The organism is Blautia sp. An46, from assembly GCF_002161645.1.
GTDB classification, from domain to species: Bacteria; Bacillota; Clostridia; order Lachnospirales; family Lachnospiraceae; genus Blautia; species Blautia ornithocaccae.
The window spans coordinates 37,429-51,595 of record NZ_NFIF01000006.1 but is presented as its reverse complement, the minus strand read 5'-3'; the positions used below and the strand labels follow the sequence as shown (position 1 = coordinate 51,595).

General features: G+C 45.5%; 9 protein-coding genes and 1 riboswitch. Of the genes, 2 read left to right on the top strand and 7 right to left on the bottom strand.

The window, feature by feature from the left end; translation table 11 throughout:
• Positions 1–4 precede the first annotated feature (4 nt).
• From B5G00_RS06430 to B5G00_RS06405, 6 genes are all read right to left on the bottom strand, one after another.
• A complete protein-coding gene (locus B5G00_RS06430; RefSeq protein WP_087270295.1) occupies positions 5–2,611 on the bottom strand; it encodes a cation-translocating P-type ATPase in 2,607 nt (868 codons plus the stop codon).
• Positions 2,612–2,868: 257 nt separating this feature from the next.
• The gene (gene metG / locus B5G00_RS06425) at positions 2,869–4,830 is read right to left on the bottom strand and encodes a methionine--tRNA ligase (protein WP_087270292.1); all 1,962 of its coding nucleotides are present in this window, start codon (positions 4,828–4,830) and stop codon (positions 2,869–2,871) included.
• Between the two features lie 595 nt (positions 4,831–5,425).
• Positions 5,426–5,653, bottom strand: a complete 228-nt coding sequence (locus tag B5G00_RS06420; protein ID WP_087270289.1) for an HPr family phosphocarrier protein — start codon at positions 5,651–5,653, stop codon at positions 5,426–5,428.
• Positions 5,654–5,780: 127 nt separating this feature from the next.
• Positions 5,781–7,136 carry an alanine/glycine:cation symporter family protein gene (locus B5G00_RS06415; protein ID WP_087270286.1) on the bottom strand — a complete coding sequence of 452 codons (1,356 nt, stop codon included), beginning with the start codon at positions 7,134–7,136 and terminating at the stop codon, positions 5,781–5,783.
• A gap of 342 nt (positions 7,137–7,478) precedes the next feature.
• Positions 7,479–7,575: riboswitch (glycine riboswitch) on the bottom strand.
• 180 nt (positions 7,576–7,755) lie between these two features.
• The gene (locus B5G00_RS06410; protein ID WP_087270283.1) at positions 7,756–8,439 is read right to left on the bottom strand and encodes a hypothetical protein; all 684 of its coding nucleotides are present in this window, start codon (positions 8,437–8,439) and stop codon (positions 7,756–7,758) included.
• Positions 8,436–9,239 (bottom strand): hypothetical protein, encoded by an 804-nt coding sequence (locus tag B5G00_RS06405; RefSeq protein WP_087270581.1) that lies wholly within the window; start codon positions 9,237–9,239, stop codon positions 8,436–8,438. Before B5G00_RS06405 ends, B5G00_RS06410 begins: the two co-directional genes overlap by 4 nt.
• Positions 9,240–9,416: 177 nt before the next feature.
• Here B5G00_RS06405 and B5G00_RS06400 point away from each other — a divergent pair, with 177 nt between their 5' ends.
• Positions 9,417–10,775 carry an MATE family efflux transporter gene (locus B5G00_RS06400; protein WP_087270280.1) on the top strand — a complete coding sequence of 453 codons (1,359 nt, stop codon included), beginning with the start codon at positions 9,417–9,419 and terminating at the stop codon, positions 10,773–10,775.
• Positions 10,776–10,789: 14 nt separating this feature from the next.
• Entirely contained in the window at positions 10,790–12,697 is a 1,908-nt protein-coding gene (locus B5G00_RS06395) for a beta-N-acetylhexosaminidase (RefSeq protein WP_087270277.1), read from the top strand.
• 72 nt (positions 12,698–12,769) lie between these two features.
• Here the strand turns inward: B5G00_RS06395 and B5G00_RS06390 are convergent, their stop codons facing one another.
• On the bottom strand, positions 12,770–14,086 hold the full coding sequence (locus B5G00_RS06390; protein WP_087270274.1) for a glycoside hydrolase family 32 protein: 1,317 nt from the start codon (positions 14,084–14,086) through the stop codon (positions 12,770–12,772).
• Positions 14,087–14,167 lie beyond the last annotated feature (81 nt).

Below are 14,167 nucleotides of genomic sequence, written 5' to 3'. Positions count from 1 at the left end.
CATATTATTTTTTAATCTTCATACGGATCCATTTAATAAGCTGGATTATCGGAAGGTTGGCGATTGCCAGCCCATACATGGTCAGAAGCTGAGTAAAGCTCAGAGTCTGTACCTGGAAAATAGAATCCAGACCTGGGATCATCACTACAGCAGTGATGAGAGCAAGACCTAAAAGGAAAGCCCCAGCCAGGTATTTATTGTTGAAAAATCTCTTTGTAAATAATACAGGTTTGTCTGATTTACAGTTAAATCCATGGACCAGACGTGAGGTACAAAGTGTGCCGAAAGCCAGAGTCATAGCAAGTGCAGTATTTTCCTGATATCCGATATAGAAGCCGATCATGGTCATAATACCGATAACCAGACCCTCAATTCCGATCTTGGAAAGGAAATCTTTGGTAAGTATAGACTCGTTCATTGGTCTCGGCTTATCGTTCATTACATCAGGATTGTGAGGTTCCAGTCCCAGAGCAATAGCCGGAAGACTGTCTGTCAGCAGGTTGATAAACAGCAGATGAACCGGCGCGAAAGGTACCGGCAGACCTGCCAGTGACGCATAGAGTACAGACAGGATTCCTGCAAAGTTACCGGAAAGGAGGAACTGGATAGAACTCTTTATGTTCTTGTAAACATTTCTTCCGTTTTCTACAGCTTTTACGATGGTTGCAAAGTTATCATCGGTAAGTACCATGGATGCTGCGTCTTTTGCGACTTCTGTACCGGTGATTCCCATAGCCACACCAATATTGGCCTGCTTCAGAGCCGGGGCATCGTTTACTCCGTCTCCTGTCATGGCTACGATGTTTCCTTTATCCTGCCATGCCCGGACAATACGGATCTTGTGTTCCGGTGAAACACGGGCATATACAGAAATACCTTCCACGAAGTCCTGCAGCTCTTCATCTGTCATATTTTCAATAACCGCACCCTCACAGGCTTCTGACTCGTCTTTCAAAATCCCGATTCTCTTAGCAATAGCTGCCGCTGTTACCTTATGGTCACCAGTGATCATAATAGGCTTAATGCCCGCCCGGATACACTCGGCAACTGCTTCCTTGGACTCTTCTCTTGGCGGGTCCATCATAGCGATCAGACCCAGGAATGTCAGGTCATTTTCATCTTCCACAGATAAGGTTCTGGCTTCTTCAAATTTTTTATATCCAAAGGCCAGGACACGAAGACCGTTTCTGGAAAACTTCTGGTTCTGTTCTTCAATGATCCTCTTGTCTTCCTCTGTGATCGGACATACTTCTCCGTTTTTCTGGATATGGGAAACTCTTCCCAGAAGAACATCTACGGCACCTTTTGTAACCATAGTACAGCCGTTTTTCAGATTGTGCAAGGTAGACATTAATTTTCTGTCACTGTCAAAAGGAACCTCGCTGCATCTGGGGTATTTCTCACGGATGGTCTCTGCGGGACATCCCAGTTTGTCGCCCAGATTGATGAGAGCAGTTTCCGTAGGATCTCCGATCTCTTCTCCGTTTTTGTTTGTAGAGTCATTACATAAAATGCTGTGGCGGAGAAGCTGTTTCTGAGCTTCATCTCCCAGGTCAATAGATGCTGCAGGAATTTCTTTCCCTTCTACATAATAGTCTTCAACTGTCATTTTATTCTGTGTCAGAGTACCAGTCTTATCAGAACAGATAATTGACACACTTCCCAGACCTTCCACTGCCTGAAGCTTACGGATAATAGCATGCTCTTTTGCCATTTTCTGTGTACCGAAGGACAGCACGATGGTTACGATAGAGCTCAGGGCCTCAGGAATTGCAGCTACTGCAAGAGCTACGGCAAACAGGAAAGCATCTCCCACGCCCTCTCCTCTGAATACGCTGATACCAAAAAGGATTGCGCAGAATACTAAAATCAGGATGGACAGCTTCTGTCCGAAATTATCCAGATTCATCTGCAGAGGAGTCTTTTTCTCGGAAGTGCTCTTTAACAGACTGGCGATTTTTCCTACTTCGGTATTCATACCGATTCCTGTTACCAGGAAGGAACCTCTTCCGTAGGAAACAAAACTTCCGGAAAAGACCATGTTGGTCCTGTCACCCAGGGCAGCTTCTCCCTCAATGGCGTCTTCCATTTTTTCCACTGCAAGACTTTCTCCTGTCAGTGCGCTTTCGTCTACCTTCAGACTGGCGTTTTCAAGAATACGTCCGTCAGCAGGCACATAATCTCCTGCTTCCAGCATAACGATATCACCTATAGTAACCTGAGAAGATGGTATTTTAATCACATCTCCTCCTCTGACCACCTTGGCTTCCGGAGCCGACATAGCCTTCAGACTGTTCAGGGACTGTTCTGCCTTTACAGTCTGGACAGTGCCCAAAATCGCATTAATGGTAATAACGATCAAGATAACAATGGCGCTTTCTGTTTCACCCAGAATACCAGATACGATAGCCGCCACGATCAGAATGATCACCAGGAAATCTTTGTACTGTTCCAGAAAAATCTGGGGAACGGTTTTCTTCTTGCCTTCTGCAAGAGCGTTTGGACCATACTTTTCCTGGTTCTTCTTTACCTGTTCTTCTGTCAGAGGCTGGGTACTGCCATTAACGGCTTTCTGAGCCTCTGTCCTGGACATTTGGTAATACTCTTTCATGCTTCTTCCTCCATTCGTTTTCCGAGCCGCATTTTCAGACTCTTTCTAAGTAGTTTCCTTAGTAAAGGTCTTTATATGCAAAAAGCGAGACCTTTACTGCACAATTGATCATGCAATAAAAGTCTCGCTGTTTCATCACGACACGGATGAGAGTTCCCTCATCGAGATTGACGCTGTCGCAAACACCTTTTGGTGCCAGCTACTCCCTTTCATTTAAAAAGATAATAAACGATTAAAAAAGTCTTGTCAACCCCTAATCAGCAGATTTCCGCACCTGCCGGCATATCCTTGTCAGGAGTCATAAGGGCCAGTTCTCCGTCAAGACCTTCTGCACACAGGATCATTCCTTCAGAAAGAACTCCTGCCAGCTTAGCCGGTTTCAGGTTCACCAGGACCATAACTTTCTTTCCAACCATATCTTCCGGTTTATAATTTGACTTAATGCCGGAAACAATCTGTTTTACCTGGCTTCCGATCTTTACCTGGGAGCAGAGAAGTTTTTTGGACTTTTTCACTTCCTCACAGGCGATGATCTCCCCTACCTGGAACTGCATTTTCATGAAATCATCAAAGGTGACTTCAGGTTTTGCTTCTATATCTATAACAGGAATTTCCTCTTTTTCTGCTTCCTGGTCTTTTGTCTCTTCAGCCCGCATAGCTTCCACCTTTTCCATAACCTCTTTTACGTCCAGACGGGCAAAGAGAATCTCCGGTTTCTCTGTTACCTTGTTTCCGGAAGGATATAAACCGAAGGAATCCAGCTCTTCATAACTTCTCTTTGGTGCGTTAAGCTGAGCAAGGATTTTCTCTGTAGTAGTTGGCATAAATGATTCCAGAAGAGCAGCGCCTACGCAGATTCCCTCTACCAGATTGTAGAGCACTTCCGCCAGACGGTCTTTCTTTTCATCGTCCTTTGCCAGCACCCAAGGCATGGTCTCATCGATATATTTATTGCAGCGTTTAAACAGGGTAAAGATTTCTGTGATCGCATCTGCCACACGAAGGTCTTCCATCTTGGCTGCCACTTTTTCTTTTGTTCCCTGGACAACCGCTTTCAGTTCCTGGTCTACCGGCTCTGTGACGCCAGTGCTCTTTACCACGCCGCCGAAATACTTGTTAGACATGGAAATGGTCCGGTTTACCAGATTTCCCAGAGTATTGGCAAGCTCAGAGTTTAATCTCTCTACCATCAGCTCCCAGGTGATTACGCCGTCATTTTCAAAAGGCATCTCATGGAGCACGAAATAGCGGACGGCATCTACCCCAAAGAAGTCTACCAGCTGGTCGGCATAAAGCACATTTCCCTTAGATTTGCTCATCTTTCCGTCTCCCTGGAGCAGCCAGGGATGTCCAAATACCTGCTTAGGCAAAGGAAGTCCCAGAGCCATCAGGAAAATAGGCCAGTAAATAGTATGGAAACGGATGATATCTTTTCCGATCAGATGCAGGTCTGCCGGCCAGTATTTTTCAAACTGCTCTGTACTGTTTCCATCACAGTCATAGCCGATTCCGGTGATGTAGTTGGTCAGCGCATCCAGCCATACATAAACCACATGCCTGGGATCAAAGTCTACCGGAATTCCCCATTTAAAGGAGGTTCTGGACACACACAGATCCTGAAGTCCAGGCAGAAGGAAGTTGTTCATCATCTCATTTTTCCTGGATACCGGCTGGATAAACTCCGGATGCTCATTGATATACTCGATCAGCTTGGGCGCATATTTGCTCATTCTGAAGAAATAAGCCTCTTCCTTAGCCGGAGTTACAGGACGTCCGCAGTCAGGACACTTTCCGTCCACCAGCTGAGATTCCGTAAAGAAAGATTCACAGGGAGTACAGTACAGACCTTCATAATATCCTTTGTAAATATCTCCCTGGTCATAAAGCTTTTTAAATATTTTCTGTACCTGCTTCTCATGATAGTCATCTGTAGTCCTGATAAACTTGTCATAAGAAGTGCCCATTAAATCCCAGATATTTTTAATCTCACCAGATACCTGGTCTACAAACTCCTTACAGCTTACACCAGCCTCTTCCGCCTTCAGCTCAATCTTCTGACCATGTTCATCCGTTCCCGTCTGAAAAAACACATCATATCCCTGCTGCCTCTTAAACCTGGCAATACTATCCGCCAAAACCGCCTCATAAGTATTCCCAATATGGGGCTTCCCTGAAGTATAGGCAATAGCCGTAGTAATATAATACTTCTTCTTATCCATTTCATTATCCTCCTAACTCGTTACTATCTCTTATGCAAATTTGTCGAGCACAGTTTGAGACCAAGGCTCGAACCTGTACACCTCCACACCAGCCCTCTAACGGCCTTTTCTTTTTTCGAGCAGCCGCAACTTTCAGGGGAATCTTGGTATCTTTTATGCGAATTTGTCGAGCACGGTTTGAGACCGCTAGGGCTCAAACCAGCGCAGACTGAGCAATAAAAGATACCAAGATTCCCTCAACACCTGCAAAGCACCTCTCAAAAAAAGAAAAAGCCCGTCTTCTCTGTTTCCAAAGAAGACGAGCGTCAGCCCGTGTTACCACTTCTGTTCGTCTGTACCTCACAGCACAGACCTCATCAGGTACATCTGCCGATATACCTTACCGCTGTAACAGGCGGACCCTGTCGCAGCCTTGGCACAAGACCTGTGCTTCGGTGCGCCTCTCAGAAGCCATCTTCCCTCTATCTCTGTCTGTCTCCTCTCAGCCATGGGAGACTTCTCTGTGAACACAAAATACAGGTACTCTCTTCGTCACTGTGTTTTCTTATGTGCTATGTTAGCATATACCAGAAAATTTGTAAACCGTAAAATATGTCTAAGCCACTGCGTATTTTCCCAGCATTTCCTCAAAATAAGGTTCTGTTCCATCATATTTCACATGGAGCTCCTTGTCGCAGTTCAGGCTTAAAACTCCTAAAATAGATTTTCCATCAACCACAAGACGGTCACTGATGATATCGATGTCGAATTCACAGCGGCATGCGGCGCTGACGAAATCTTTCATCTCTTCGATATGACGAAAACGTATTTTCTTTTCCTTCATATTTTCTTCCTCCTAAGTCATTCCTTCATAACCTGGGTTAAATCTATCAGCCCTTAGGATAAAACAAATTTCCGGAAATTTCAACACCTATTTTTTTATTTTTTCCTGCTTCTCCAGGCTCTTATTTCTACTGATTTTTTCCCATGTTTTCATGTTCTCTGCTCAGTTTTTTTACTATACCCACTGCTGCCAGAATCGCAATAAGGTTAGGGATTACCATCAGTCCGTTAAACATGTCTGACATATTCCATACCAGGTCTACCTTCAGAGTAGAGCCTATGAGGACAAAGATGACCACCAGAAGTCCATATCCCCGCACAGCTTTCTTTCCAAAAAGATGGCGGACATTTACTTCACCGAAATAGTACCAGCCGATTATGGTGGTAAAAGCAAAAAACAGCATGCAGATAGCGATAAATACATTTCCAAAGGAGCCGTAGGAAGAATTAAACGCAGCCTGGGCCAGAGCCGAGCCAGTCTCTCCTGTAGAAAGAGCCCCCGTAGAAAGAATTACCAAAGCGGTAAGAGTCAGTATCACAAAGGTATCGATAAACACACCTATCATGGCAATGATTCCCTGATCTGCCGGGTGCTTTACGTCTGCTGTGGCATGAGCGTGAGGTGTAGAACCCATACCTGCTTCATTAGAAAACAGACCTCTGGCAACACCAAACCGCATAGCTTTCTGGACAGTAACTCCCGCAGCTCCTCCTAATACGGAAGAAGGTGAGAACGCCGCCACAAAAATATCATGAAAAGCTTTTCCCAGACCATTCAGGTTCATGATCAGAATGATCACACAGCCCACAATATAAACCAGGGCCATAAGAGGCACGATCTTCTCCGTCACTCTGGCGATCCGGTTGATTCCTCCCAGGAATATTATCGCAGAAATCACAGCAATTATAATTCCCATTATATAAGGTTTTATTCCAAATGCAGTATAAAAAGAACTTCCAATAGAATTGGACTGTACCATATTTCCCATGAATCCCAGTGCCAGGATAATCGCTACTGAAAAAAATCCAGAAAGGAATTTTCCAAATTTTCCTTTAAACAGGTACTGTATATAATAAACTGGTCCGCCTACAATGGCACCATTCTCTCTTTTTCTGGTATACTGTGCCATAACTGCCTCTGCATAGATGGTAGCCATTCCAAAAAATGCGCTGACCCACATCCAGAAAATAGCCCCCGGTCCTCCTGAAGCAATGGCTGTAGCAGCCCCCGCAATATTTCCCGTACCTACCTGAGCCGCAATAGCCGTAGCCAGGGCCTGAAAAGAACTCAGCCCCTTCTCTGTACTTTTTCCATGAAGAGAAAAGTTTCCGAACATTCTCTTCATTCCCTCTCCAAATTTTCTCACCTGGATGAACTTCAGGTTAATGGTATAAAAAATTCCCGTTCCCAGAAGCAATACCAGCAGGGCCCCATCCCACAAAAAAGAATTAACCCCTTCTACGATCTGCGATAAGATTTCCATTTGTTGACTCCTTCTTTCTGGTTATTTTTCTTTTCATGCTTCTCCCCGGAAACCGCCGCCAGAACTATGTCCCCCAGACGTTTTTCGCCCGCCTGGAAGGCTTTTAATTCTACAGGACTGTCGCATTAAACATATGTCAGGAATATTTATACATTTTATGCGAATTTGTCGAGCATAGCTTTGAGACCATAGGCTCAAAGCGGCGCAGGCTGAGCAATAAAATGTATAAATATTCTCGATTTTGATTAATTCGACAGTCTCGTAGAATAAAAAAGGGCTATCGCATAATTCCAATGCAATAACCCTCTGAAACTCTAAAAAACGTCAGCCGTTGTTTAGTTTCCTGATCTCACTGTCCTTTTGCCTGAGAGATTCACAGATAAACCCTTATCTGCTTACACCTTCGGCACCCTTAACGGGATTCTCCAGAGAGCCATCCAGATACAGTCCCGTCTCCATTTAGGAGACCCCTGAGAGTATTACTCCTTCGGTGGGCCTTAGCCGCTTTCCTGCACCCTTCAATTGGCACGATATGTTGTCGGAATTTTCTCCGACTTTGTAACAACGGTATTCATTATAGCACTTGTTTTCCCTTTGTCAATCTTATTTCCTGCTTTTGTCACCGTTTTCGGATATAAAAAATATTGCACACCAAAAAACTGCTGTGTTTTTTCCCATAGTCCATATATTCCTGCATGTCTATATAATACTCTTTTCCCCAGGAAGAAATTTTCAGGTATTTTCCCTCCATGGCGGTGACTGTCACAAAATGAGCTGCTGTCTGGCAGGCGCAGGTATATTCCTCCCCTTTTCTTACATAGAAATTCAGCTTGTATTTTCTCCGAAATATAGAGAAGTTCGGGCCTATGGCAAGGATCACCGGAATATCATGGGCCAGCATAGCTGCTGTCCGGTTCCAGATGTTCCTCCCCAGGACGCCGAAAGAAGCCTTCAGAGGAATCCTGCTCCTGCGGAAATAATAATTCATTCCCCCTGCCAGAAGCCACCCTGGCATGCCAAAGCCGGGAATTACCGGAAAGTATCTTCGGTTCATGGTCTTTATAAGTTCCTGATACTTTTCTTCTCCCCAGATTCCGTTATCGTCCTCTTCTTTTTTGAATTCCCTTCCCCTGCAGTATTCCTTATGTAAACTTAAATATAACAGCAGATCTGACCCTGCCACCACTCCACAGCCATATTTCTTAATGGTATTACTCTGAAACCAGCCCTGGTTTCCCCCATAAGAAATACTTCCGTCTTTCATCACTGCTACATAGGGGTGTTTCAAGCGAACCGCCCTCATAGTATGTCAACCTCATTATCCTCTATTTCTAATTCCATCTCCTGGGAGATACGAACCGGTCCTCCCATAGTGCATCGTACAATTTCGCCTGTTTTTTTGGAGACCGCAGCTCTGATCTCTCCTCCTGGCTGGTAAAGTGTGTAAAAATATTCACCGTCACCCTCTCTCTGGGATAAATACACTGCCGCTGCCATACTGCCGCTGCCGCAGCTGCTCTCCCAGACAAGAGAGTCTGTACTCTCTACATAAACTGCCGGCGTCATATAGTCTCCTTTTAAAAACATGATTCCCCATGCGCCGCAGGGACATATTTCTTTTGCTTTCTTCAGAATATTTTCCACAAATTCCCCTTTTCTGGGTTCTCCCTCTACGATCACATGGCAGATGCCGTCAAATACAACCATGGGATAGGTTTCCCCTGTTTCTGTCTCCAATACCATTATTTCTTTAGGCAGAGGCATTTCCACCTGACTGGTTCCCTCTGTCCGGTCTACAACAGCATTCAGAGGTTTTTCAGAACCACTGACTTCCACGTCCAGCTCCTGCTGTTCCTGACCGGAAAGCATACTCAGAAGATAGGCAAAACTTCTAGTGGCGTTTCCACAGAACTCTCCGCCCATCATCTCCATCCTGAATCTGCCCTGGTCTGTCCTTTCTACAAATCCCACCTGCTCTCCCTTTAGTTCCTTCCTTGCAAGGATCTGCCTGGAAATGGCAGGGTATTTTTCTCTCGCCACTGGAGTCATCACAAAAACAGTTATATTTCCCGCCGGATCTGCTACACGTACTTTTATCTTCAATCCTTCTCCTCCTCTCACCTTTCTCCAGGATGCTGCGGATATCGCCCTTCCGCCCATATTTCAGTCTGATATCATCATAACATGAATTTTCCATATCGACAATTATCATAAGCTATGATATATATTGTTATATCAGAGGCAATATGACCTCAATCATAATTTCAGGGGGAATTTTTTATGTCAAAAAAAGACGCCTCCGTAAATCAGATTACGGAAGGGGTTATATGGAAACAGCTGCTGATCTTTTTCTTTCCCATTATGCTGGGAACTCTTTTTCAGCAGCTCTATAATACGGCAGATGCCGTGGTCGTAGGCCGGTTCGTGGGAACTAAAGCTCTGGCGGCAGTAGGGGGCTCTACCGGCCAGATCACGAACCTGATCGTAAACTTCTTCGTGTCCCTGGCTTCCGGCGCTACGGTTATCATTGCCCGGTATTATGGAGCCAAAAACAAGAAAGATCTGAACGATACCCTTCACACCGCCGCCGCTCTTTCCATAGTAGGCGGTATCATCACCACCATCATCGGTATCGCTCTTGCGCCGGTTCTTTTGGAGATGATGAAAACACCTGCAGATGTTATGCAGGATTCTGTCACCTATCTGCGAATTTATTTTGCAGGTATTATTTTTGTGTTTATTTATAACGTTGGCTCCGCCATTTTAAGAGCTGTGGGAGATTCTACCAGGCCCCTGTACTACCTTATTGTCTGCTGCTTTATCAATATCTTTCTGGATATCCTTCTGGTAGTAGGTTTTGGTATGGGAGTAGCAGGCGCCGCTATAGCCACTGTAATTTCTCAGGTGGTCAGTGCCGTTCTGGTGGTTCACGCACTGATGAAATCCACAGACATGTACCGCCTTCATCCCAAAGAAATCCGGTTCCATCGGTTTCTGCTGATCTCCATTGTCACCATTGGGCTTCCGGCTGGTATCCAGTCTATTATGTATAATATTTCCAATATTATCATCCAGACTTCCCTCAATAATCTGGGAACTGATACTATGGCCGCCTATACAGCTTTTGGAAAAATCGATGCCATCTACTGGATGATCTCCGGTGCTTTCAGCGTATCCATCGTAACCTTTATTGGGCAAAATTACGGTGCCGGTAAATATGACCGTATGAAAAAAAGTGTTAAAGTCTGCCTGTTCCTGGACTTTATCGCTTCTCTCCTGGTAAGTGCTCTGCTGCTGCTTTTGGGAAGGTATCTGCTCCAGCTCTTTACCACTGACCCGGAAGTCATTGAAATCGGCATGGAGATCATACAGATTATCGCTCCTTCCTATGTTCTCTTTATCTTTATAGAAATCCTGTCCAGTGCCCTGAGAGGCATGGGCAATGTACTGGTCCCCATGATCATGACCTGTACCGGTGTGTGTATCCTCCGTATCCTCTGGATTTTCCTGGCAGTGCCTCACTGGCCTGGAGTACGGACTATCCTGATGAGCTACCCCATCTCCTGGGGGCTTACCGCAGTGCTCTTCATTATTTATTATTACTTTGATCAAAAGAAATTTTTTAAAATCCATCAGTAAGGAGAATTTGCTTTATGAATCTCGAGTTTAAGGGGAAGCCGGAGCTGATCCGGTCTGTAGAAGAAGGAAGCCGCCTTCTCTTATCAGAAAACAACAATAACCAGGATGGCTCTCTTACAATTATTTTGGAAGAGAGCCTCGATGCCGCCAAGGCTTCTATTGAAAAAAAAGACCATTCCTGCACCATTCGTTTCCAGGATCCGGTTCTCTACTTCCGTCTTTTTAATTATGTCCTTCATCACAGCGGAGAAGATTTCTCTCTGGAAGAAAATCCTTACTTCCAAAAGCGGGGTTTTATGCTGGACTGTTCCAGAAATGCCGTAGCTGCCCCGGAAAAGCTCAGGTCCATTATCCGAAGACTGGCCAAAATGGGAATGAACCAGCTCTTTCTTTATATGGAAGACACTTATGAGGTACCGGATCATCCCTACTTTGGCACCTACAGAGGCCGGTATACCCGTGAAGAGCTGCAAAGTTTGGACAGTTACTGCAGCCTCTTTGGCATAGAGCTTGTTCCCTGTATCCAGACCCTGGCTCATCTTCACAGTTTTCTTAGGTGGCATAATTCTGAAAATCTGAGAGACACCGGCGATATTTTAAAAGCCGGATCTGAGGAAGTTTATGCCTTTATCCGCAGCCTTCTGGAATCTCTGAAATCTTCCTTTACCACCCGGAATATCCACATCGGTATGGATGAGGCCCATATGCTGGGACTGGGAAATTATCTGAAGGAAAATGGATATGAAGAAAGTTCTGTGATCATCCGGAAACATACAGAAAAAGTCCTGGAGCTTTGTAAGGATGCCGGATGGAATCCCATGATGTGGAGTGATATGTATATCACTGCCAATACGGTCGGGGGCTACTATGATGTGAAAGCCTCCACAGATATTTCTGGCTGGGAAAAACCGCCCAAAGAACTGGGAATGGTATACTGGGACTATTATAATACCCGCAGGGATATCTACCACAATATGCTCCGGGTCCACAAGGAGCTGTCAGACCGGGTAATCTTTGCCGGCGGCGTCTGGAACTGGAACGGAATTTCACCCAACTACGGTAAAGCTTTCTGCTGCAGCCGTCTGGCCCTTGGAGCCTGCCGTCAGGAAGGAATTCAGGAAGTATTTGCTACCGGATGGATGGACAACGGCGCAGAAACTCCCATTGATGCCATCTGGCCGGGCCTTGCCGTCTTTTCCTTCCTCTGTTTCCACGAAGATTTATATGAGGAAGAGCTAAGCACTTATTTCCGGGACTGCATCGATGGCAATCTGGAGGATTTTCTTCTTTTGGATTCCCTGGACTCTCTTTTCAAAGGCTCTGGAAAAAATCTTACTGCAGATAATCCTTCCAAGTACCTTCTGTACCAGGATCCTATGCTGGGACTTTTTGACTTTCATCTGAAAGACGTGGATACCCGGACCTACTATCAGTCCCTGGGTGATAAGCTGAAGACCATCTCTGAAACACCCGGAGAATATCAGGAGTTTTTCAGATTCTATGCTTATCTGGCTTTGGTCCTTGCTCAGAAGGCTGACCTTGGCCTCCGGATAAAATCCGCCTACGACGCCGGTGACTTATCCACATTGAAGGAAATTTCTGAAGAAGTTATCCCCAATATTCAGAAGGATCTGGCCCAAATGCACACTGCCAGAGAAAATCTCTGGTTCACCGATGCCAAGGCTTTCGGCTATGAGCTTCTGGACATCCGGTTGGAAGGTGTAAAAGCCCGCCTGAAAAACTGTCAGAGAAGGACCCGCAGCTGGCTGGAGGGCCAGACTTCCCGCCTGGAAGAGCTGGAACAGGAACGCCTGCCCTACTGGGAACTGGGTAATATGAACCCTCAGGACCCCAAATCAGAATTAAGAGAAAATCTCTGGGACAAGATCATCAGCGGCTGTGACCTGGTGGATACCGTATAAAAAATGCCCCCTCTTTTGGCCGAGCACACATGTTTCTGCCAAAAGAGGGGACTTCACTATTTATAGAGAGAATTATTCCAGAGTATCTATCTGAATCTCCCCTTCTATATCAGCAGTGATCTTATTCCCCAGGTTATACACTGTACTGCTGATCACGTATTCTCCTCTATTAATAAACACCTCTATAAGATTTTTGTCCACATAGATTTCCAACAGATCTCCCTCTTTCACTTCCGGAGAAACTGCGGTCTGTCTCCAGCCTCTGTGTTCCCGGAAAACCCGGGTCCGGTCTGTGCAGATGCAGTTGTTTCTGCGGCTGATAAGATATCCCCCGATATCCAGGGATTCCCCTTCTTTCAGTTCCAGTGTCAGCCGATATCCGGCTTCATGGGCCTGTGCAGGGGAAGTGATCTTTTTGGTAAACCTTTTCTCAATATTTGGATGAGGATGGAAGTATATATGCCCTTTTTTTACCTCTGCTACTCTGGGAATACAGAACATTCCCCTCCACTTTCCATCTACAGCCTCAGGCATACGGATCCATCCTGTCACTACCCTGCGCCCCTCCTCATCCAGGGTACTCTGAGACGCATACAGATCCAGTCCGTAGTCCAGAAACTGATAGGTATCCGGAAATCCTACTGAGCAGTCCTTTTCCTGAAATTCTACCACCATACACACTGCATGATTGGCCTCTTTATTTTCTTCCTGAAGGATTCCCATAGGAGAAAGCATAAGTATGGTCTGCCCCTGGACCTCAAAAAGGTCCGGGCATTCCCACATCCATCCTCTTTCCTCTTTTCCGGCCTGATTTACAAAAATCCAGTTCTCCAGATCCTGACTTTTGTAGAAGAGAATTTTCCCCTGCTTTTCCTGGTCCGTAGTTCCCAGTACCATATACCAGGCATCTTTCCCTCTCCATACCTTGGGATCTCTGGTATGGGTCCTGTCTCCCTTCTCTCCTTCCATAAAGGCCGGAATGATCACCTTTTTCCCTGAAAAATTGTCAAAGCTGAAACCATCTGGCGATGTGATCATCATCTGTGTCGCCTGGTATTTATCCCCAGGACATTTATGGATATTTTCCCGGTCTGTTTCATCATAGTGGATTCCCGTATAATAAAGATACATTTTCCCTTCATGTTCCACAGCACTTCCGGAAAAGCAGCCGTTCTGATCTTCGTATCTGGTGGGAAACAGGGCCACGCCCTTGTGCTCCCATTCCGTGAGATCGCTGCTGACCGCATGTCCCCAGTGCATGGTCCCCCACTGAGGGGCATAGGGAAAATACTGGTAAAACAGGTGATACTGTCCTTTATAATAAATAAAACCATTAGGGTCGTTGATCCAGTTCCCTGGTGCTTTTAAATGTATTCTGTCTTTCTTCATATCGAAACTGTCCCCTTTTATAGTAATGGAAAATGGGACCGCCCATGAACACAGAATCTGAATGTTTCATGGGGCAGTCCC